Source organism: uncultured Gilliamella sp. (genome assembly GCA_945271295.1).
GTDB lineage: Bacteria > Pseudomonadota > Gammaproteobacteria > Enterobacterales > Orbaceae > Gilliamella.
Window position 1 is genome coordinate 136,446 of record CALYPG010000003.1, and the last position, 20,796, is coordinate 157,241.

Below are 20,796 nucleotides of genomic sequence, written 5' to 3' on the forward strand. Positions count from 1 at the left end.
AGTCTTAATCATAGCTATCTTGGTGACTTACTGTTAAAATGCTCACATTATTTTGTCATTCAAATTATAAAATAGTTTATATGTTAAAAAATAAATCGAAACAGAAATCTAAAATAAGCCGTCAAGAGATCAATGAGGCGTCACGAGAACTCAAAAAAAAGCGTAAACATAAAGGATTACCTAGTGGATCTAGATTTAATAATAATGATGACAGCCAAAATCAAAAATCGACAAAAGCAATAAAAGATCCGCGTGTTGGAAGCAAAAAACCTATTTCGTTAGTGGTAACCGATTCGACTAATGTAAGTAAAATGACCAAAGCTTCAAAACCCATTAAAACAATCCTGTCACCCGAGCAAGAGCTGGATCAATTAGAAAATGATCCTAAATTAGAACAATTACTCGATTTAGTTGAACAAAATAGCAAGTTAACTCAAGAACAACAACTTTATCTTGATAGCAAATTACAACGTATTGATGAACTTATGCAAGAACTTGGTTATACCGATGCAGATTTTGATGATGTTGAGGAGAAACCAGAAGATATTGTTAGTTTATTAAAACGTAATTAATTACTTTTTACCTATTAATACATTAGCTTATAGTACATAAAAGAGAGCATAGCAAATGCCAATATTTATTATGCTAGGTTTATATTTAGGGTTATTTATTTGCACATTGCTATATTTGAAAAAGACTAATTGTATCAAAATAAAAACCAAAGCCAGAATACAACAAAAGACCATTTCAAAAAGTCATGGAAAGAGCGATGTCAAAAACCAGTTTAAACAGAAACGATAATATGACTATAACGCAATTTTGGGATCAAACGTTAATTGAAAAATATAACTATACAGGTCCAAGGTATACATCATACCCAACAGCATTAGAATTTAATGATAATTTTAATGATCAGGATTTTTTATCGGCTGTAACTTGTTACCCTCAACGTCCTTTAGCACTTTATATACATATTCCTTTTTGCCATAAGCTTTGCTATTTTTGTGGTTGCAATAAACTTATTACTCGCCAAACGCATAAAGTGACAAAGTACCTTGATATTCTTGACATTGAGATCGCACAGCGAGCTAAATTATTTAATCATCGCATAGTATCGCAAATGCATTGGGGCGGAGGCACGCCCACATTTTTAACTGATGAGGAAATTACTCGCCTTATTTGTTCACTTAAACAGCATTTTAATTTTGCTGATAATGCAGAGCTATCGATTGAAATAGATCCTCGTGAAATCACCCCTGAAACTATCGATCACTTAGCTCACGTTGGTTTTAACCGATTAAGTATGGGGATTCAAGATTTTAATCACGAAATTCAAAATTTAATTAATCGCAAGCAAGATGAAAACTTAATCCGTTCACTAATCAATCAAGCTCGCAAGAATAATTTTCAGTCAATCAGTCTTGATTTAATTTATGGTTTACCTAAACAAACTGTGGCAAGTTTTACCGAAACCTTAAATAAGGTGATTGATATTTCACCTGACCGGCTCAGTGTCTTTAATTATGCTCATTTACCCAGTCGTTTTGCTGCACAACGTAAAATCAAAGATAATGATTTACCCAATGCTAATCAGAAGTTACAAATTTTACAAACTACTATCGAGAAATTAACACAGTCTGGTTATCAATTTATCGGCATGGATCATTTTGCCAAACCCACCGATGAATTAGCCATTGCTCAGCAACAAAACAAACTACATCGTAATTTTCAAGGTTATACCACTCATGGTGATGCGGATTTATTAGGGCTGGGTGTGTCTGCGATCAGCATGTTAGGTGATAGTTATGCGCAAAATCAGAAAGATTTAAAAATTTACCAAATGCAAGTCGAACAAACTGGTAATGGATTATGGAAAGGATTTAATTTAAACCATGACGATATAATTCGCCGTAGTGTAATTAAACAACTTATCTGCCATTTTTATTTGGATAAAAAACAGATTGAACAACAATATAATATTCAATTTGATGATTATTTTAGTGAAGATTTGAAACTACTTGCCCCACTGCAACAAGATGGTTTAGTCGCGGTGACACCAAATACTATTGTAGTACCACCCAAAGGTCATTTATTGATTCGTAATATTTGTATGTGTTTTGATATCTATATGCGCAAAATAGCCAGACAACAACAGTTTTCGCGAGTGATCTAAAATCAGCTATTGAGATTTTACTAATTATAGTATCCAAACTTAATCTGCATTATTTGCCTTTTAAAAAAAGATATTTCTATTATCAGATCAATAATTGTTATCGATTTTCTTTTATGCTAGCATTAGCGCAAAATTAACTATTTATTTACAATTATGCCTTTAGATGACTACCCTTTTCGCGGTTTTGAACCGCTCAAACCTGCTTTTTTCAATGTTAAATTTACAGTTAAAGATAAAGAGCAATTTAAACAAATGATGCTAGAGATCTATAATAAAAGTATGTTTCATGGAAAACTACCATTTATCATAGCTGTTATATCGGTTATTGCGCTTATTTTTATTGCCACTTTTGCCTATCATAATACATTTGCACAATTTATTTTAATCGCACTAACGATTAGTTCATTATTTGGATTTTTATTTGCTCTTGCTTTTTATATTCCATCGAGTATTTTCAAAAAACAAGTTGAAAAAAATTATCTACAAGATAATTTTACCTCACCTTTTATCTATAATTTTTATGATGAAGGTATTGAAATGGATACCCCTATCATGAAAGGGATGTTTGGCTGGCAAGATATTCAACTAGCTATAATCGATCCAATAAGTATAATATTAAGTTTCTCAAAACAGACGCCTAATGGCAAAACTATTGGGAAAATTAAAGCATATTATGGGGGTATCGTCATTCCATTTATGTTATTAGATGAAGAAACCAAACAACAATTGATTGAAATAACGAAATTAGCATATCAACAAGGCGCAATAAATCAATTAAATATCAATAAAAAGTTACGATAATAATCGTACCTTTTTACCGATAAACTAAAAAATATAATGATTAAAAGATTGATGTTTTAGATATAAGCCAAATAGACCTTAAATTTTGTGGTTTGCGCAATCACTTCTACACGATTAAATGTATCATCTAATAGGGTTTGATATGGTAAGAATGAATTTGCCACAAGGCATAAATGACCGTTAGGTTTTAAATGCCTTTTGGCTTCTTTAATCAATGAATTAACCGCAATATAACTGGTTTCCTTGCCATCATGAAATGGTGGATTAGATATAATGAGGTGATATTTATCATTAAGATGAGAAAAAACATCACTCGCCACCACTTGCGCTTTAACTTGATTACTGGCTAATGTGGCTTTACTTGATTCAATAGCAACACTACTCACATCAGATAAGGTCAATTCAATATTGGGATATAACTTGCCAATTACTGTCGACAATATACCCGAACCACAACCCACATCTAACACATTATCTTTAATAATATCCGCATGTTCCAGCAATGCGTTTAATAACAATTCACTACCAGCATCTAATCCTTTTTGACTAAATACTCCTGGTAAACTCTTGATTTCTATGTTTTGATCTTCGATAGTTAGCTGATAACTTAACCACCACTCTGATAAATCAAAGGCTAATCGACTATCGGCATGAAAATGATACAAACCACAGCGTCTAGCGCTATCTATCTTTTGAATCGTGCCAAAATCCGTTAATAAAGCTTCAACACTTTTAACACCGGTGCGGTTTTCTCCTACAATAAAAATATCACTATCTTTGGGCATATTTTGTAATAGATAGGACAGTTGAAATTGAGCTTCACTTTTGGTTTTTGGCCAATAGTAAATTAACGTATTCATGTCTTTATAGAACTCGGTATCAGGCAACAATGAAAATAAAACCTGCCTACCACGTGAACTATTATTTAAACGTAAATAAGTATGAAATTGACTACAATGGATATTAACTTGTTTTGCTGAAATAGCTAACGGATAACTATCTTGGATATCACCAGCGATAATTACATTTTTATCACTAAAAAATTCCTGGTGGCGCTCAAGTACTTGACTTGCAGGAGTATAACCGGATGCTGCCATATTGCCTCAATCAAAAAACCTTTATAATTTTAGCCTATGATTATACAATTAACCCATCTTAATCTCTAATAAAAAAGCAACTCAATAATGAGCAAACAAGATTGGTATTTAAAACAGTGTAACATTACCCAATATGTTTTGCGTAACCCAGCAGTGTTTAAAGGTGAAATTGCCACACATATTGGCAAGGAAATTCGTTTGATTGTTGTTGCCAACCAACAACCAACACAAAAAATCTATTTTGATATTTTGAAAGCTATTCATTTGACTGAAGATCAAGTGATGGTATTAACACCATCACAACTCATTATGCCAGCAAGCGAAATTCAAACGGTAGTTTGGTTTATTGATGTCAAACCTGACGAATCATGGTTAAATCCACTTACCGTACAAACAATTAGCTTAGATCTTCTTCCTAGTGCTCCACAACAAAAACGCCAACTTTGGCAACAGTTATGTCAATATGAAAACTATTTCCATCCTGAACGAGCATGATTTGGCTGATGCCTATCAGTTAGAACTTCTTTGCCATTTGATGCCATGGTCAAAACAGGTATTTTATTCAAATCAAGGCGAACGTTATTTAAATCTTAAAATAAGTGTAAATCAGCAAATAGTCGGTTTTTGCATTTGTCAGCAGGTTGCGGATGAAGCCAATTTATTTAATATTGCCATTCATCCACAATTTAGGCAGCAAGGACTAGCCAAAGATTTACTTAATGAATTGATTGATAGATTATTAACAATTAACTCGCCCAATGCTCCTGCTACACTATGGTTAGAAGTACGCGAATCGAATCAAGCTGCGATTAAGTTATATCATTCTTTGGGTTTTAATGAGATTACTATACGCAAAAATTATTACCCAACAGTAGAGGGAAACACCGAAAATGCCATTATTATGGCCTACACCTTGAGATTATAACAAGGAAGCAATAATGACTAACAAAGCGCTACTTTTTGTCAATGGTGAACCACCACAATATTATCCAACTAATTTAGATTGCTATAATTATATTGCTTGCACTGATGGCGCTTATCATAATTATTTAATTAAATCGCAAATTATTCCGGATTTTATTATCGGTGATCTAGATAGCTACGATAAAACCCAGCCCATTGCTGAGCAAACCCAAATTATTTATACGCCCGATCAAAATAAAACAGATTTTGAAAAAGCCCTGTTATTTTTAACAACTAAAGGGATAACAGAGTTTATAGTTTATGGAGCCACTGGCCATGCTAGCGATCATTTTTTGGGTAATCTTTCGGTAGCAATGCAATATTATCACCAATATAAAATCGTTTTTTATGATAATTATTGCCACTTCTTTTTCGCTCGTCACCATGAAAAAATTCATAATGTCAAAAATCGTATTATTTCACTTATACCATTATCAAAAGTAACTCAGTTAACCATAACTGGTTTTCAATACCCTTTAATTGAACAAACATTAATGCTAGGTGGGCAAACTAGTCTTCGTAACAAAGCAGTAACTGATTTAGTTGAAATCGCTTTTAAAAACGGGGAGTTATTAGTTTTCATTGAAGATTTACATAGTTAAGATTGACAATAATCTTTACATTACTTTACACTACAATAGATATAATATTATATAACTTATAAGATCAATGGAATTTAGGAATATATCATGCCTTTAAAAAAACTGCCGATGCTTGTTTGTTGGTTATTAATACCTTGTATGGCTTCAGCTCAAAACAATGCTGTTGAGAATGGTACAAATAAGCTTATTGAGTCTTTTCTTAACTGCGATGCCCAATTTTTTCAGCAGTTAGCTAAACACAAAACCTTATTTAAACAATTTTTTGATTTAGAAACCACCGATAATGTTACCTATATCCCTGTCGAAAATATCAACAAAAATGATAAAAACAGTGTAATTTTCAAAAAACCAATATTATACAAAGGTTTAACTATCACTGGCTACCAAAATATATCTATTAAAATTCCTTTTTATGGTCAGTATTATTATTGGGGTTTTATTATGAATGATAATTTAGATAAAACCAAAGAGGCATTCAATAACCTTAATTGGTCACCTTATAACTCGACAACTTACATTGCTAATGCACAAATTTACGATCGCAGAACTAAAACGAATGTTTGGCAAGATAATCCCTATGCAATTGATAGAGTCATCCCTAGACAAGCAACAGCTGAAAAGTCACTTTATTTAGAACAAGTAAATGATAACCAAACTAATATAGTATGTTCTATACAGGGCGATCTAACTAAAGAAATCTTGTATCTAAACAGACCTGACATGAAACCTATACACGAAAAAATAGAAGCCAAACAGCAAGAAAAGATAAATGACATTAAATTACAAAAACAAAAAGAACTCACACCACAGCTACAAAACCAACAATCTCAACCCGATACTAATAACAAAACACATGAAAATGACCAAAAAAGTGTGCCTATTAATACAGATGAAGTTTTGAAAGATCCTAGAGTTGGTAAACAATATATCCCAATTAAAAAATCTAACCAAGAAAAAAGGGTTAGCTATTCCTTCCTCGATAGAACTTCAGTAGCTTTACACCCTTATAATAAAAAAATTAGAGTTTTCGATGAAATAGTTAATTTTGTTCCTGAGCAAATATATGAAAATAAAAAAGAGCAAAACGAAACTTATAGATCATTAAAGATCATGCATTATGCTAATTGTGATCTAAAGGAAATAGCCAAAAGCAATATACAAATATTTGAAAAATATTTTGCTGCTGGCAAATTAATTGATAGTAATGATACCCCTCATCGCTGGATAGATACAAAACAACAAGGTGATAAGCTTCAGTTATCCATTATTGCTTGTTCACTACAACTTGCTGACCAACAAAAAACTGATTAATTCCCATATTTATTCTGCTACCAAGCTGTGGCAGAATATATCGCTTTGTGCTAATATTTTAATACTGTTTTCAATATATTAATTCTATTGTTATGAATATCACACAATTCCATACTCTTACTGATCAACTGTTTAATCAAATTGAAATATTTTTGGATAATTATGCCGATGAACATGATAGTGATATTGACTATGAAACACAAGGTAATGTCATTACCATTGCCTTTCCAAATAACAGCAAAATTATTGTTAATACTCAAGAACCATTGTTGCAAATTTGGTTGGCAACCCGCCAACAAGGATACCATTTTGATTATGTGAATAATCAATGGCGTTGCAATCGTAGCAATGAACCATTTGATAAAATTTTTGCTAAAGCAGTGGAAGATCAAGCTAACGCTTGACCGCTGAAAGTACAAAATGCTAAGAGGAATAGATTAAATATTCACTATTTTTGAATCTACCCTAAAAGCAATTAAATTAAAGTGAGATTAGCAAGTTTAATCACTAACCATTTTATACCTTCATTAACAAAAGCAATTTGTACACGCCTATGCTCACCTTCGCCATCAATATTTATAATGGTTCCTTCCCCAAAGCGTTGGTGTTTAACTTTTTGACCTAAAGTATAACCATCATTAACACGAGCTTTTTCCTGATAAGATTTTTTACGATCATTAAGATATTGTTCATGTTTACTTAACTGATTATGTTTTGCATCTGGTAGAGTTGTGATTCCACGATAGCTAATTTCATTTAAATGTTCTGTCGGTAACTCGGTCAAAAAACGAGAAGGTAAGTTACGTTCATCTCGTCCATAAAGTCGTCTTAATTCACATAATGTTAAAGTTAACTGTTTACGTGCACGGGTAATACCAACATAAGCTAAGCGTCTTTCTTCCTCCATTCTATCCATTTCTTGCACGGAACGTTGTGCCGGGAAAATCCCTTCTTCAAGTCCTACAATAAACACATTATCAAACTCTAACCCTTTAGCTGAATGTAATGTCATTAACTGCACTGCATCTTGTTCTTTAATGACATCCCGACTCTCTAACGATGTATAGGCTAAAAATGATTCCAATACGTTAAGTGTTTTACCAGTTTGGTTATCTTCAATCACAGTATTTTCATTATTTGCATAGAATTGTTCAGCCGCTGAAACTAATTCTTCAAGGTTTTCTAGCCTTGATTGCCCTTTAATCCCCGGTTCTTGTTCATACATCTGTAGTACACCGGATAATTTAATAATCGCATCTAGCTGTTTATAAAAAGGTAACGATTCTACTTCAACATAAATTGATTCCATTAACTCTAAAAAACGACTAATACCAGAGCGTTGCCTTTCGGTTAAGGCATTTTTTTCGATTAATAGTAAACATGCATCCCATAATGAAAGATCATTTTGCTTAGCCGTAAGCTTGACCTTATCTAGCGTGACGTTACCAATACCACGTGTTGGTGTATTGATAGTCGCTTCAAAAGCTATGTCATTATTGTGATCGTGTAATAATCGTAAATAAGCTAATGCCAATTTGACTTCTTGTCGTTCGTAAAAACGGATAGAACCATAAATTTGATAAGGTAATCCAGCTTGCAATAGTGTGTCTTCAAAAATACGTGACTGAGCATTATTGCGATATAAAATCGCGCAACTGGCATAAGGTTCACCTTCGGTATGTCGTTTTTTAATCTGTCCAATAACAAAGCGGGCTTCATCAATATCGTTAAAACCGATATAAAGAGAGATCTTTTCACCAATACCACTATCAGTCCATAAATTTTTGCCTAAACGATTCTGGTTATTGGCAATTAATTGATTGGCCGCATTTAAAATAGTACCAGTTGAACGGTAGTTTTGCTCTAATCGAATAATTTCAGTTTCGGGATAGTCATTAATAAATAATTGTAAATTGTCAGCATTAGCCCCACGCCAGCTATAAATAGACTGATCATCATCACCAACGATCATAACATTGGCCGTTGTGCCAGCTAACTTCTGAACCAATTGATATTGAATCAGATTAGTATCTTGAAATTCATCAATTAATACATTAGTAAAACGCTGATGACAATAATTTAAAACATCTTTATTACGGCACAGTAGTTCATAAGCACGAAGAATTAACTCAGAAAAGTCGACATAACCAACTCTGTCACAAATTGCTTGATAATCACGATAAATATTTTGCCACATGACTTGTTTCGGATCTTCGGCAACAATAGCATCAGCGCGCAAACCTTTTTCTTTTTGTGCTGAAATGTAGGCAACACACTCCTTGGATGACCATTGTTTTTCATCGATCTTCAGTTCACGAAAAATACGTTTTACCAATCGATTTTGATCTTCTGTATCAATGAGTTGAAAATTAGCCGGTAAGTTAGCTTGTTCTGAAAACATGCGTAACAAACGATGGGTTAAACCATGAAATGTACCTACCCACATGCCATTAAAATAACCTTCACCCACCAAATTTTGAATACGTTCTTGCATTTCATTAGCGGCTTTATTAGTAAACGTTACTGCAAAAATTGAATGTGGCGAATATCTTTTTTCGAGGCATAACCAGGCAATACGGTGAACTAATACGCGAGTTTTTCCACTGCCCGCACCTGCAAGGACAATGGTATATTGACTATCAGTGGTAACCGCATTTTGTTGTTCAGAGTTAAGGTCCGTTAATAATAATTTATTCATATTTGCTTTGTATTAAGCCATTGAGATAAGAATAACCACTAAGTGGTGTTATTTTTTGTTATTATCAATATTCTCATTATCTTTCAAGATGCTACTTAGTCGACTATTATCAAATGGGATATAAAGATAGGTTATTTATTAAATAAAATTAATAGCTAAATTGCAATTAACTGTCTATTTATACATATATAATAAATTATAACAGATTATCCAGTTCTGACAATTGGGTTATTTCAATATGTGGTAAACATCTTGCGTCAGAAAGATGAAAAATATCCTGATTAAAGATATTAATCCAACATGCCAAAAAATCACTATTAATCGCGCCGTTAACATCTGTAGATAAATTATCACCTACATGTAAGATATGATGTGCCGGAACATTTAATTTTTGGCTAGCCAACTCAAATATTTCAGGAAAAGGTTTTGATCGACCATCTGGCCCACCTCGCAATGAAAATTGAAAATAGTCACCCAGACCTATTTTAGCTATTTCAACATTACCATTTGTAATCACTCCCAATGGGTATTTAGTTGCTAACTTAGTTAGTAATGTATGTGTTGCTAGTGGAATTTGCATTTTATGGCGCCAAATATTAAAAGTGGCTAAACACTCATCAACAACATGAGTTATTTTTGATATTGGAAATTTAGCCTTAGCCAATATTGATTTAATTGTTTCAATTCGCCAAAGAATAACATCATGATAAATCTCGGAATCATTTTCAAATACACGATTTTTTTCAGCAAAATAATCAGTTTTAGTAATATTATGTAGTGGATCATATTGTTGTAATGTTTTGATAAGTTCTTCTTCTGCTTTTTCAACAATCAGACTATTGTCGTATAATGTATCATCAAGATCGAAAGTAATTGCTTGTATTTGATTAATTGTTCGATAAAAGTGCATCACTATTTTCCCCTTTTAGCTCTAGGATGAGCTGAATCATAAACATTTGATAGATGCGAAAAATCAAGATGAGTATAAACTTGCGTGGTAGACAAATCTGCATGACCAAGTAATTCTTGGACCGCCCGTAAATCACCACTTGATTCAAGCATATGTGTTGCAAATGAGTGACGTAATTTATGAGGATGAACATGCACACTCAAACCTTGTTTAACGCCCCACTGTGCAAATCTTTTTTCTACGTTACGCGCTGAAATCCGCTTACCTAATTTTGAAATAAATAGCGCATCATCTTTTGGTTCTAAAAAATCGCGCATTGACAACCAATGTTCGATCCATTTTATCGATTCACGCCCCAATGGTAATTTGCGTTCTTTATTCCCTTTACCTAAGACGCGAATTTCGCCACCGTTCAAATTAAGTTCTCGACAATTAAGATTAATAAGCTCAGAAAGACGAAGACCGGAACCATACATCAATTCAAGCATAGTCCTATCGCGCACAGACAATGGATCATTATATTCAATATTAAGTAATTGGTTAATCTCATCAATATCAATATTTTTAGGCAGATGCCGACCTTGTTTAGGATTCAATACACCTCGAGCTGGGTTAGCAGTAAGTTGACCATTTTTCACTAACCAATCACAAAAACTACGTAATGCCGATAACCTTAATGCCAAACTTCTCGCTTGTAAACCCTTACGTTTACTGCGACTTATCAAAAACCTCACCACAGATGAATCTAAATTACACCAATTTGAAAATTCTACTTCACTAGCCAGAGTAATAAGCGCGTACAACTGACGGCGATAATTAATTTGCGTATTTAAACTAAGTTGTTTTTCAGATTTTAAATAATTTAAAAAATGCTCGACAGGCTCTATTAATAAATTAGTATCATTTTGCTGAGGTCGATTCATTACATTTTTCCTATTCTTTTACGCATAACCCATTTTTCAATCAAACAAGGTAATATTTCACTAATCTTTTCTAATAACAATGTTCCTTGCCCAGCTTGATAATGTTGTGGATTAGAACTAGTAAAAATCAAAATACCTAAATCGCCAAATTGCCCTAAAAGAGATAATGCCACAGAACCAACATAACCATGTTTAGGTAATAAAAAATCTAATTCTGTTGTATTTAATGTACCCAAGTATTGGTGACTATATTGCAAGTGCCTTACACGAATAAAATCAAATCGTGATGAACTTAATGCAAAATGATGATAATTCGAAGGTGCATTAAGTAACCATTTATCTTCAAAAAGGTATAAATATGCTCCGCTTAAGCCTAACGATTTTGCCCATATAGTTAACAATTGAACTAACTCATTTAAATCTGATGCTTTAATCAGTTGAATTTGCAAATTTATGAGCTGATTGAAAAGCGCTTCATTAGTGCAAGCATGTTCCATTAATAATGTAATTTCAGACTCTAATTGACTAATTTTATTACGTTGCCTTGCCATTTGCCATTCAGGTAATGAAACTACACCACGCACCGGATGCGGCACTTGCATAGATTCAATACATCTGGCATTTCTAATGAAAAATTCTGGATTATCAATTAGATACTGACAGACAATATCGTCATCTAATTCAACTTTAGTGATTCCTCGCCTAGCATTTTTGTCTTTCAATGATTGTGTAATCTTCGCTATCATAGTTAATCGCTATTATAACTGATCTAACACTGTTCTAGATATAATTATTAAACAGTTTTCTAATTAATAAATCTATTATATCTATAGCCTTAGCCTTATATACAAAATTAATTAGAAAATATCGATATGTTTTAATATAAAATTAAATGGCAATAAATCCATCATAAACATGTGTCGCAGGCCCAGTCATATAAAGTGGTTCATTAACCCCTTCCCATTCTATCAACAGCTTACCTCCAGGTAAGTTGACATTAACAGCTTTATTGAGTAATCCTTGATTGATACCTATTGCAACTGCCGCACAAGCTCCAGTACCACAAGCCTGTGTTTCACCAACTCCACGTTCAAACACCCGCAAATTGATATTATCACGATCTATAATATGCATAAATCCAATGTTTGCTCGTTCAGGAAAACGTTCATGTGTTTCTAAGAGTGGGCCTAAGGTCGTCACCTCAGCGGTTAATATATTATCAACTTGCATCACACAATGCGGGTTACCCATTGACGCAACCCCACATAATACAGTTCGTTCTTGTGCTCGAATAATATAGGTTTTTTCTTCTTTTATTGCTTTAAAAGGTATTTTATTCGGTTCAAAAATTGGTAGCCCCATATTAACCCGTACTGTTTCATCATCATTAACGGTTAACATAATATTGCCTTTCATGGTACTTACCTTTATCACACGTTTTTTAGTTAACCCTTTTAAACGTACAAATCGAGCAAAACAACGGGCACCATTACCACATTGCTGAACTTCATTACCATCAGCATTAAAAATTCGATAATGGAAATCAGAATCAGGAGTATAAGGCGGTTCAACAATAAGCAACTGATCGAACCCAATACCAGTATATCTATCAGCAAGGCGTTTTATCATGTCAGTGGAGAGATGAACATTTTGCGTTACCGCATCAATGACCATAAAATCATTTCCTAATCCATGCATTTTTGAAAAGTTCATCGTAAAGTTACCTTCTATCGTAAATCTATGTCATTTGTTAAATATGCTATATTTTTATTAATACTAGCTATTTACAATACTTACTCCTTTAACAACTGCTAATTCAATCCATTTAGTAAATATGCTATAAAACTATTTCACCCTGCCATAAATCATCCATTGTTTCACGTTTACGAATAATTTGATGTTCCTTATCATCTATCAGCATGACTTCTGCCGGTCGCGGATGACTATTATAATTTGAAGCCATACTAAATCCATAAGCACCCGCACTGCAAATTACTAACAAATCATCTTGTTTAACCGAGAGTTCACGTTGAAATGCTAGCACATCACTTGATTCACAAATAGGACCAACAACATTATAACTATAAGTTTCATCGGTAACTTGTGGTTCTTTTTCTGGCAAAACGCGCATCCATGCTTTATAAAGCGCAGGGCGAATTAAATCATTCATACCCGCATCTACAATAGCAAAATGATTATCATCTTGATGTTTAGTGTATTCCACCTTAGTAATCAATAAACCAGCATTGGCAACAAGCGATCGACCCGGTTCAAATAAAATTTCAATATTGGGATAATTGTCTAACTTACTTAGTAATTGTTTAACTAAAGATGATGGGCTAGGAGGTTGTTCGTCATTATAACAAACCCCAAGACCACCACCTAAATCAATATGTTCAATATTAATATTGTTAGATTTGAGTTTATCAAGTAATACAAGTATACGATCCGTGGCATCAAGAAATGGTGATAATTCGGTTAATTGTGAACCAATATGACAATCAATACCCCGGATTTTAATATTCGCCAGAGATTGCGCTTTATAGTAAACCTCTTCTGCTAATTGATAACTAATTCCAAATTTATTTTCACGTAATCCAGTAGAGATATACGGATGCGTTTTAGCATCAACATCAGGATTAATTCGTAATGAAATTGCCGCTATTTTACCTATCCGCTCAGCAATTGCATTTATACGGTACAATTCCGCTTCAGATTCAACATTAAAACATTTGATACCAACTGCTAATGCACGTTCAATTTCGATAGTAGTTTTTGCCACACCTGAAAAAACAATTTTCTTAGGATCAGCTCCGGCTTTTAAAGCTCGCTCTAGTTCACCTTGCGAAACAATATCAAATCCTGCACCCAATTTAGCAAGTAAACTCAATACTGATAAATTACTATTTGCTTTAACGGCATAACAAACTAAATGTTTGCGATTCGCAAGCGCTTGTTCATATGCATGAAACTGTTTAATGATATAAGGAGCTGAATATACATAAAGTGGAGTGCCGTACTGTGAAGCCAATTCAGAAATAGGAATTTTATCTGCTAATAAGCGACCATTTTGGTAATTTAAAAAATCCATTAACGGGTTCCTTTAGGCTATTTGGTTAAATGAATTATAATCAACCAACACATTATCGCTCGGATAATAAAGAGGACCTTTTAATCCACAACTAGCTAGTGTCAATACAACTAAAAATACCGAAAGTAATTTAATAAAAAATTTCATACAATATTCACTATTATTCTATATTTTTTGATAGTTATTATATTACACGATAGCCAAACTCGTGCAAAGAATTAATCATCATTGCAATAATAACAATCTCTTAGTTTGACAGGAATTAAGCGTAAGGCAACTTAAAAAAGTACCATTTTATCTACACAACTATCATTTAGACATTAATGTATTTTTGCCGATCAGGCAGCCAACATTCAACTAATTGATTAGCTGTGTCAGGATAATTTTGTTGCAAATTGTGAGAAACTTTTTGTACATCACTAATTAAATGTTGATCACGAATAAGATCGACAATTTTGAAGTTGGCTATGCCCATTTGGCGCGTACCCAGAATTTCACCACTGCCACGGATTTCTAGATCTTTCTGCGCGATGACAAAACCATCATTACTATCTCGCATCACTTTCAGCCGAGCTTGTGCTACTTTACTTAATGGTGGTTGATACATTAGTACACAGTGAGAAACGGCTGTTCCTCGTCCAACTCGTCCACGTAATTGATGTAATTGAGCTAGACCTAAGCGTTCAGCATTTTCAATGATCATTAAACTAGCATTAGGGACATCAACACCCACTTCAATAACCGTAGTCGCTACCAAAAGTTGAATTTCACCTTGTTTAAACCCTTGCATTACCGATTGTTTCAGGTCAGATTTCATTTTGCCATGAACAAGCGCAATAGTTAAATTAGGCAGTTTTTCTCGTAGCTCTTCTACTAGCATTTCAGCCGCCTGCGCATCAAGGGTTTCTGACTCTTCAACTAGAGTGCATACCCAATAAACTTGACGACTTTCCAAACAGGCTTGGTTAACTCGCTCAATGATTTCATCACGGCGAGAATTAGGAATAACAACTGTAGTAATTGGTCTTCTGCCGGGAGGTAATTGATCAATAATTGACACATCTAAGTCCGCATATATTGTCATGGCAAGGGTTCTTGGTATAGGCGTTGCAGTCATAATTAACTGGTGAGGATATAATTGATTGTTAATGCCTTTTTCCCATAAACTCAATCTTTGGTTGACACCAAAGCGGTGTTGTTCATCGATAATGACTAATCCTAAACGGGCAAATTGGACTTTATCAACAAATACGGCATGCGTGCCAACCAACATGGCAATATCACCATTTTTGATCCTATCATAACGTTGCTGTTTATTTTTGGCAGTTAAACGACCTGATAACCAATCAACTTTAATTGCGAGTGGCTCAAACCATTGTTTAAAATTGTTAACATGCTGCTCTGCTAATATTTCTGTTGGTGCCATTAAAACAACTTGATACCCATTTTCAATAGCATTTAAAGCGGCTAAAGCCGCTACTAGTGTTTTGCCGGAACCGACATCCCCTTGAATTAAACGCATCATGGGTATTGATTTTGCCATATCTTGATAAATATCATGAATAACGCGTTGCTGAGCATTAGTCGGCGTATAGGGTAATGATGATAAAAAAAGAGGTATATAGTGTTGATTCGGAAAAATTGAATAAGCTTGTTGTTCTTGATTATGTGTTTTTAACATAAGCATGCTAAGGTGATAAGCAAGTAACTCTTCAAAAATAAATCGTTTAATCGCTGGGTGTTCGCCCATTGATAATTGTGCGATATCAGTACCTATTGGTGGATTATGAATAATATTCAAAGATTCCAATACATCTAAATAGTGGCTGGCTAAAGGTTCAGGTAGAATTTCGACCGGAGGATTACGCTTTAACAATAATAAGGCTGCATGAATAAATTTACGAATTACATTTTGTGTCAGACCGGAGGTGGTTGAATAAATCGGTGTATATCGCTCTTGTTCATCATCTAAACTAATTGCATGGTCTTCATGATTCGCTTTTAGTTTGAATTGTGGATGAATAATTTCAGGATATGTTTTGCCATTTTTTATCTCTCCATAAGCACTAATCCATCTACCAGGAACTAATGTTGATTTCATACCTGTATTGAAATGCATAAATCTCAATATAGCTATTCCGGAATCATCTTGAATATGACAAATCAGCATTTGTCGACGTTTAAAAACAATCTCACTTTTAATAATACGCCCTTCAATGGTGGTATATTCACCTATAGCAGCATCAGCAATTGCATATGCGGTAGAACGATCTTCATATCGTAATGGGAAATGGAGTAATAAATCTTGAACAGTATAAATACCTAAGGAATGGAATTTTTTTTCTAAAGCACTACCTATGCCCGCTAATTGTATGAGTGGTAGATGGCTAAAAAAACGATTTACCATAGTCGTTAATTGATATTACGAAAAACACTAACAACATCTTGTTGTAATGAAATTTTGCGCATTAATTCACTTAGTTGCTGAGAATTTTTTACTTCCAGTTGCAAAATGATGGTATAAATTTGCCGATCTTTTTCTTCAGTATTCAACCACTGCAAATGAGCTTTTTCTTCATTAATGATAGAAAGGATATGCCCTAATACACCTTGATTATTCAAAATATCGACCCAAATTTCAGCCACAAAAAATTGCGCAATATTACTAGCCCATTTCAATGAGATATAACTTTCAGGATAATGTTGATAACCTGAAATATTTCTACATGATTCATGATGAACAGTTAATCCTTTCTCAGGGCTTACATGCCCAATAATTGGATCATTGGGAATCGGGTGGCAACATTTTGAAAACGTCACTAAGACACCTTCAGTACCAGTTATAACTAACGTTTTATCTTTATCTGGCTGATTTTGTAATAACTCTTTATGCTCCAAACCTTTAGCCACAAAATGACTCATAATGTTACCAAGCCCAATTTCAGCTAATACATCATCAAATGTGGCTAATTTAGTTAAATCAACAATTTTCGCTATTTTTTTTGCTGAAAGTGCAGCAACACCACCGGTTTTCACCAAAGAAAGATCGAGTAACCGTCTTCCTAACTCAATGGCATCTTCACGTTTTAATGTTTTGAGAGCTTGACGAATACGCGATCTCGCTTTCGCACTAACCACAAAATTGAGCCAACTTGCGTTAGGCCGCCCTTCAGGCGAAGTGATAATTTCAACCGTTTGACCATTACTTAATGGTTGCGATAACGGATAAGGTTTGCGATCAACAAAAGCACCAATACATTGATAACCAATATCTGAGTGTACCGCATAGGCCAAATCGACAGCTGTTGAACCTTCAGGTAATTGCACAATGCGACCTTTAGGGGTGAAGACATAAATTTCTTTAGGAAATAAATCTGATTTTACATTTTCAATAAATTCGAATGAATTACCAACACTTTGCTGTAATTCTAATAAACTTTGCATCCAACGTTGAGCTTTAATTTGTGCAGTAGTATTGTTTAGCTCGTCGTTTTCATTATAAATCCAATGTGCTGCTACACCCATTTCAGCCATTTGATCCATATCTTCTGTACGGATCTGAACTTCCACTGGCGTACCATGCGGACCTATTAATGAAGAATGTAATGATTGATAACCATTTGCTTTAGGAATAGCAATATAATCTTTAAATCGATTAAGTCGTGGTTTGTATAAATTATGAACTAACCCTAATACCCGATAACAAGTATCAACATCTTCGACCACAATCCTAAAAATATAAATATCCATGATTGAACGAAAATGTTGCTCACGCAGTTGCATTTTTTGGTAAATGGCATAGATATTTTTTTCTAACCCTTCAACTACTGCATCAATTTGCGCTTCTGATAAACGTTCTTTAATTTCAGATAAAATTTGTTGAATCAACTCTTTTCTAGTGCCACGTGCAGCCTTAACGACTTTTTCAATGACTTTAGCTCGATTAGGATACATCGCAGTGAAACCCAAAATTTCCAGTTCCGTTTTTATATGATGGATACCTAATCGATGAGCTAATGGTGCATAAATTTCGAGTGTTTCTTTGGCTATACGACGGCGTTTATCAGGCCTCAATGCGCCAAGCGTTCGCATATTATGAGTTCGATCAGCAAGTTTAATTAAAATAACCCGCACATCTTCGGTCATGGCGAGCACCATTTTCCGAAAATTTTCGGCTTGTGCCTCTTGTCGATTACGAAATTTTAATTTATCAAGTTTAGATACACCTTCAACTAAAATAGCCACATGTTTACCAAATTTTTTGGTTATATCTTGGAAAGTAACTGGTGTATCTTCAATTGTATCATGTAAGAGTGCGGCGATAATTGTCTCGTAATCGAGTCGCATATCGGCCAAAATTGTTGCTACTGCAACAGGGTGAGAAATATAAGGTTCACCACTACATCGTAATTGCCCTTCATGTGCTTTTTGAGCAAAGAGGTATGCATCTTGGATAAATTCAACTTGTTTAGCTGGTAAATATGATGTAACAACCTCTTTTAAGCTATCAAAATATTGCATAGGCAATCCAGCAAAGCTTATTCGTAAGATGGCGTATTTTCGAGAAGGATCGATTCATGCAGCGTTGAACGAACTTCTGCTTCTTCATCTTGGCGTGCTTGAAAATCAGCCGTATCAAGAATTTGTTTGTTAACAAGTCCATCTTCAATTTCACGTAATGCAACGACCGTTTCTTTGTCATTTTCTTCAGGAAGTAATGGTGATTTATTTTCAATTTGTAATTGACGAGCTCGTCTTGCTGCAACTAAAACGAGATCAAAGCGATTACCAATTTTTTCTACTGCATCTTGGACGGTTACACGAGCCATTTTTACCCCTAATATTTATACTTAATTGTATCTTTCAAAAGATCAGCTATTCTACTTAATTTTGTAGGGAATTGTCTATAACTAATATTTAGATGTTACTTAAATCTGTTACGACCATTATTACCTAACATTATGATAACGATTTTATAGTTGGTAAACTATTGAATCATATCTAACCAAATATTAGGTCCAATAATGGGCATATTTAATAAATAGCGACGCAATGCATCTAAAGCTATACTAGCTAAAATCTGTTGCTCAGTCTGTCGGTGTTGCTTACGGCCAGTATAGTTTAAATTAAACTGTAACACTTGTTGCTTCGTGGCTATAATTATAGAGAATTGCCTATTTTCCTCTCTAAAATTAATTAACCCTAACGCTATATCCGCTTCGTTTTTAGTTAATAAATCTAAAAAGAATTCGTTAGGTTTTTCGATTAAACCGCGAATAACTTCAAACTTAATTATTGGTGCACTTGATTCTAACAATTGATAACCAATCATACCTGCTGAGTGCTGTTCAATAACAATAATACTGAGATCTCTTTCATACAATAGTTTAGCCACAATTTTTGCTAACTCTATTTCGGGTTGTTTAGTTGTACCACCTTCATAAAGTAAATTGTCGTTAACTAATGCTTTCATCTGTTGCCATAATCTTTCCATTGTTCTTTTTTGATGAAAAGGTCCAGTTAATTTTAATTCAATAATAGGCATTGCTGCACGATAACCAACCACTATATTATTAGGAATATTAAGCACTGATTCTAATTCTGTCGCTAAATCACTTTCAGTACGCCCCATTGTGGTTAAGCTATAACATAACGAACTTTCTACGTTAGGATAACTCATTTTGATCTGCGGAAAGACTGATGTTGTTATCATCTCTTTAAATTCAGAAGGTACACCTGGCGTAAAAAATAAAATACAGTTATTGATCTGCATTTTAAAACCACAAGCGGTACCAATAGGGTTATCAATAATTGTAGCGCTTTGTGGCAGCATTGCTTGTTTGCGATTACTCGAAGGCATCAACCGCCCACGGGTAGCAAAATAGCTTTCAATTTTAATTAACCATTCTTGATGCATTACCAGCGGTTCATTATTGGCTAATGCAGCTGCTTGCGCGCTTAAATCATCACTCGTCGGACCGAGTCCACCATTTATAATTAAAATATCATTAAATGCGCTACGTTCTTGAATGGCGTGAACTAACTGAGCTAAATCATCCCCCACAGTAAAGCGCGAGTTGATTAAAAAACCTTTTTGAAATAGAAAATCAGACAGCCAAGCGGCATTAGTATCAACAATTTGACCATACAAAACTTCATCACCAGTACTGAGCATTTCTATTTTAACTTTACTGCTAGTTTGATTCATATTATCCCTTAATAGTACG

20 protein-coding genes are annotated in these 20,796 nt (G+C 34.0%); 8 read left to right on the forward strand and 12 right to left on the reverse strand.

The features are described 5' to 3' along the window. Positions 1-80: 80 nt before the first annotated feature. The 3 genes from yihI to Q0K76_RS03295 all read left to right on the forward strand — a co-directional run bounded on the left by yihI (position 81) and on the right by Q0K76_RS03295 (position 2,974). Entirely contained in the window at positions 81-572 is a 492-nt protein-coding gene (yihI, locus tag Q0K76_RS03285) for a Der GTPase-activating protein YihI (RefSeq protein ID WP_294611270.1), read from the forward strand. A gap of 230 nt (positions 573-802) precedes the next feature. After that, positions 803-2,173 carry an oxygen-independent coproporphyrinogen III oxidase gene (gene hemN, locus Q0K76_RS03290; protein WP_363322387.1) on the forward strand — a complete coding sequence of 457 codons (1,371 nt, stop codon included), beginning with the start codon at positions 803-805 and terminating at the stop codon, positions 2,171-2,173. Positions 2,174-2,326: 153 nt separating this feature from the next. Next, positions 2,327-2,974, forward strand: a complete 648-nt coding sequence (locus tag Q0K76_RS03295) for a hypothetical protein (protein ID WP_294611274.1) — start codon at positions 2,327-2,329, stop codon at positions 2,972-2,974. A 56-nt stretch (positions 2,975-3,030) separates the two neighbouring features. Here Q0K76_RS03295 and rsmC read toward each other — a convergent pair whose 3' ends face one another. Next, the gene (gene rsmC / locus Q0K76_RS03300; protein WP_294611277.1) at positions 3,031-4,071 is read right to left on the reverse strand and encodes a 16S rRNA (guanine(1207)-N(2))-methyltransferase RsmC; all 1,041 of its coding nucleotides are present in this window, start codon (positions 4,069-4,071) and stop codon (positions 3,031-3,033) included. Between the two features lie 87 nt (positions 4,072-4,158). On the opposite strand from rsmC, the gene Q0K76_RS03305 reads away from it, so the two are divergent. From Q0K76_RS03305 to cyaY, 5 genes are all read left to right on the forward strand, one after another. Next, complete coding sequence (locus Q0K76_RS03305) at positions 4,159-4,566, forward strand: DNA polymerase III subunit psi (RefSeq protein ID WP_294611279.1); 408 nt, start codon at positions 4,159-4,161, stop codon at positions 4,564-4,566. Then, positions 4,535-4,996: a ribosomal protein S18-alanine N-acetyltransferase gene (gene rimI, locus Q0K76_RS03310; protein WP_294611281.1), complete on the forward strand. Its 462-nt coding sequence runs from the start codon at positions 4,535-4,537 to the stop codon at positions 4,994-4,996. Before Q0K76_RS03305 ends, rimI begins: the two co-directional genes overlap by 32 nt. 13 nt (positions 4,997-5,009) lie before the next feature. Continuing rightward, positions 5,010-5,636 carry a thiamine diphosphokinase gene (locus Q0K76_RS03315; RefSeq protein WP_294611285.1) on the forward strand — a complete coding sequence of 209 codons (627 nt, stop codon included), beginning with the start codon at positions 5,010-5,012 and terminating at the stop codon, positions 5,634-5,636. Between the two features lie 87 nt (positions 5,637-5,723). Continuing rightward, positions 5,724-6,947 (forward strand): surface-adhesin E family protein, encoded by a 1,224-nt coding sequence (locus tag Q0K76_RS03320; protein WP_294611288.1) that lies wholly within the window; start codon positions 5,724-5,726, stop codon positions 6,945-6,947. 92 nt (positions 6,948-7,039) lie between these two features. Further along, the gene (gene cyaY, locus Q0K76_RS03325) at positions 7,040-7,351 is read left to right on the forward strand and encodes an iron donor protein CyaY (protein ID WP_294611292.1); all 312 of its coding nucleotides are present in this window, start codon (positions 7,040-7,042) and stop codon (positions 7,349-7,351) included. 71 nt (positions 7,352-7,422) lie between these two features. On the opposite strand, the gene uvrD is transcribed toward cyaY, so the two are convergent. The 11 genes from uvrD to Q0K76_RS03380 all read right to left on the reverse strand — a co-directional run bounded on the left by uvrD (position 7,423) and on the right by Q0K76_RS03380 (position 20,777). After that, on the reverse strand, positions 7,423-9,645 hold the full coding sequence (gene uvrD, locus Q0K76_RS03330) for a DNA helicase II (protein WP_294611296.1): 2,223 nt from the start codon (positions 9,643-9,645) through the stop codon (positions 7,423-7,425). A gap of 196 nt (positions 9,646-9,841) precedes the next feature. After that, positions 9,842-10,555, reverse strand: coding sequence for a 5-amino-6-(5-phospho-D-ribitylamino)uracil phosphatase YigB (gene yigB / locus Q0K76_RS03335; RefSeq protein WP_294611299.1), 714 nt, complete (start codon positions 10,553-10,555; stop codon positions 9,842-9,844). A gap of 2 nt (positions 10,556-10,557) precedes the next feature. Further along, a complete protein-coding gene (gene xerC, locus Q0K76_RS03340; RefSeq protein ID WP_294611301.1) occupies positions 10,558-11,478 on the reverse strand; it encodes a tyrosine recombinase XerC in 921 nt (306 codons plus the stop codon). Further along, positions 11,478-12,224: a DUF484 family protein gene (locus Q0K76_RS03345; protein WP_294611304.1), complete on the reverse strand. Its 747-nt coding sequence runs from the start codon at positions 12,222-12,224 to the stop codon at positions 11,478-11,480. Before Q0K76_RS03345 ends, xerC begins: the two co-directional genes overlap by 1 nt. A 142-nt stretch (positions 12,225-12,366) precedes the next feature. Further along, the gene (gene dapF, locus Q0K76_RS03350; protein WP_294611307.1) at positions 12,367-13,191 is read right to left on the reverse strand and encodes a diaminopimelate epimerase; all 825 of its coding nucleotides are present in this window, start codon (positions 13,189-13,191) and stop codon (positions 12,367-12,369) included. Positions 13,192-13,315: 124 nt separating this feature from the next. Further along, positions 13,316-14,569, reverse strand: coding sequence for a diaminopimelate decarboxylase (lysA, locus tag Q0K76_RS03355; protein ID WP_294611310.1), 1,254 nt, complete (start codon positions 14,567-14,569; stop codon positions 13,316-13,318). 12 nt (positions 14,570-14,581) lie between these two features. Further along, on the reverse strand, positions 14,582-14,716 hold the full coding sequence (locus Q0K76_RS03360; protein ID WP_294611313.1) for a lipoprotein: 135 nt from the start codon (positions 14,714-14,716) through the stop codon (positions 14,582-14,584). A 166-nt stretch (positions 14,717-14,882) separates the two neighbouring features. Further along, the gene (gene recG / locus Q0K76_RS03365) at positions 14,883-16,976 is read right to left on the reverse strand and encodes an ATP-dependent DNA helicase RecG (protein ID WP_294611316.1); all 2,094 of its coding nucleotides are present in this window, start codon (positions 16,974-16,976) and stop codon (positions 14,883-14,885) included. Between the two features lie 5 nt (positions 16,977-16,981). Next, positions 16,982-19,090, reverse strand: a complete 2,109-nt coding sequence (gene spoT, locus Q0K76_RS03370) for a bifunctional GTP diphosphokinase/guanosine-3',5'-bis pyrophosphate 3'-pyrophosphohydrolase (protein ID WP_294611318.1) — start codon at positions 19,088-19,090, stop codon at positions 16,982-16,984. Between the two features lie 17 nt (positions 19,091-19,107). Beyond that, entirely contained in the window at positions 19,108-19,398 is a 291-nt protein-coding gene (rpoZ, locus tag Q0K76_RS03375) for a DNA-directed RNA polymerase subunit omega (RefSeq protein WP_294611321.1), read from the reverse strand. 158 nt (positions 19,399-19,556) lie between these two features. Beyond that, positions 19,557-20,777, reverse strand: coding sequence for a CinA family nicotinamide mononucleotide deamidase-related protein (locus Q0K76_RS03380; protein WP_294611324.1), 1,221 nt, complete (start codon positions 20,775-20,777; stop codon positions 19,557-19,559). Positions 20,778-20,796 lie beyond the last annotated feature (19 nt).

What these genes read in the sequence shown, in the direction of transcription:
- Q0K76_RS03380 (WP_294611324.1), bottom strand. Translation starts at nt 20,777, where the DNA reads ATGAATCAAACTAGCAGTAAAGTTAAAATAGAAATGCTCAGTACTGGT.
- lysA (WP_294611310.1), bottom strand. Translation starts at nt 14,569, where the DNA reads ATGGATTTTTTAAATTACCAAAATGGTCGCTTATTAGCAGATAAAATT.
- Q0K76_RS03345 (WP_294611304.1), bottom strand. Translation starts at nt 12,224, where the DNA reads ATGATAGCGAAGATTACACAATCATTGAAAGACAAAAATGCTAGGCGA.
- Q0K76_RS03360 (WP_294611313.1), bottom strand. Translation starts at nt 14,716, where the DNA reads ATGAAATTTTTTATTAAATTACTTTCGGTATTTTTAGTTGTATTGACA.
- xerC (WP_294611301.1), bottom strand. Translation starts at nt 11,478, where the DNA reads ATGAATCGACCTCAGCAAAATGATACTAATTTATTAATAGAGCCTGTC.
- Q0K76_RS03320 (WP_294611288.1), top strand. Translation starts at nt 5,724, where the DNA reads ATGCCTTTAAAAAAACTGCCGATGCTTGTTTGTTGGTTATTAATACCT.
- hemN (WP_363322387.1), top strand. Translation starts at nt 803, where the DNA reads ATGACTATAACGCAATTTTGGGATCAAACGTTAATTGAAAAATATAAC.
- spoT (WP_294611318.1), bottom strand. Translation starts at nt 19,090, where the DNA reads ATGCAATATTTTGATAGCTTAAAAGAGGTTGTTACATCATATTTACCA.
- Q0K76_RS03295 (WP_294611274.1), top strand. Translation starts at nt 2,327, where the DNA reads ATGCCTTTAGATGACTACCCTTTTCGCGGTTTTGAACCGCTCAAACCT.
- rpoZ (WP_294611321.1), bottom strand. Translation starts at nt 19,398, where the DNA reads ATGGCTCGTGTAACCGTCCAAGATGCAGTAGAAAAAATTGGTAATCGC.
- rimI (WP_294611281.1), top strand. Translation starts at nt 4,535, where the DNA reads ATGAAAACTATTTCCATCCTGAACGAGCATGATTTGGCTGATGCCTAT.
- rsmC (WP_294611277.1), bottom strand. Translation starts at nt 4,071, where the DNA reads ATGGCAGCATCCGGTTATACTCCTGCAAGTCAAGTACTTGAGCGCCAC.
- recG (WP_294611316.1), bottom strand. Translation starts at nt 16,976, where the DNA reads ATGGTAAATCGTTTTTTTAGCCATCTACCACTCATACAATTAGCGGGC.
- uvrD (WP_294611296.1), bottom strand. Translation starts at nt 9,645, where the DNA reads ATGAATAAATTATTATTAACGGACCTTAACTCTGAACAACAAAATGCG.
- yihI (WP_294611270.1), top strand. Translation starts at nt 81, where the DNA reads ATGTTAAAAAATAAATCGAAACAGAAATCTAAAATAAGCCGTCAAGAG.
- Q0K76_RS03315 (WP_294611285.1), top strand. Translation starts at nt 5,010, where the DNA reads ATGACTAACAAAGCGCTACTTTTTGTCAATGGTGAACCACCACAATAT.
- yigB (WP_294611299.1), bottom strand. Translation starts at nt 10,555, where the DNA reads ATGCACTTTTATCGAACAATTAATCAAATACAAGCAATTACTTTCGAT.
- dapF (WP_294611307.1), bottom strand. Translation starts at nt 13,191, where the DNA reads ATGAACTTTTCAAAAATGCATGGATTAGGAAATGATTTTATGGTCATT.
- cyaY (WP_294611292.1), top strand. Translation starts at nt 7,040, where the DNA reads ATGAATATCACACAATTCCATACTCTTACTGATCAACTGTTTAATCAA.
- Q0K76_RS03305 (WP_294611279.1), top strand. Translation starts at nt 4,159, where the DNA reads ATGAGCAAACAAGATTGGTATTTAAAACAGTGTAACATTACCCAATAT.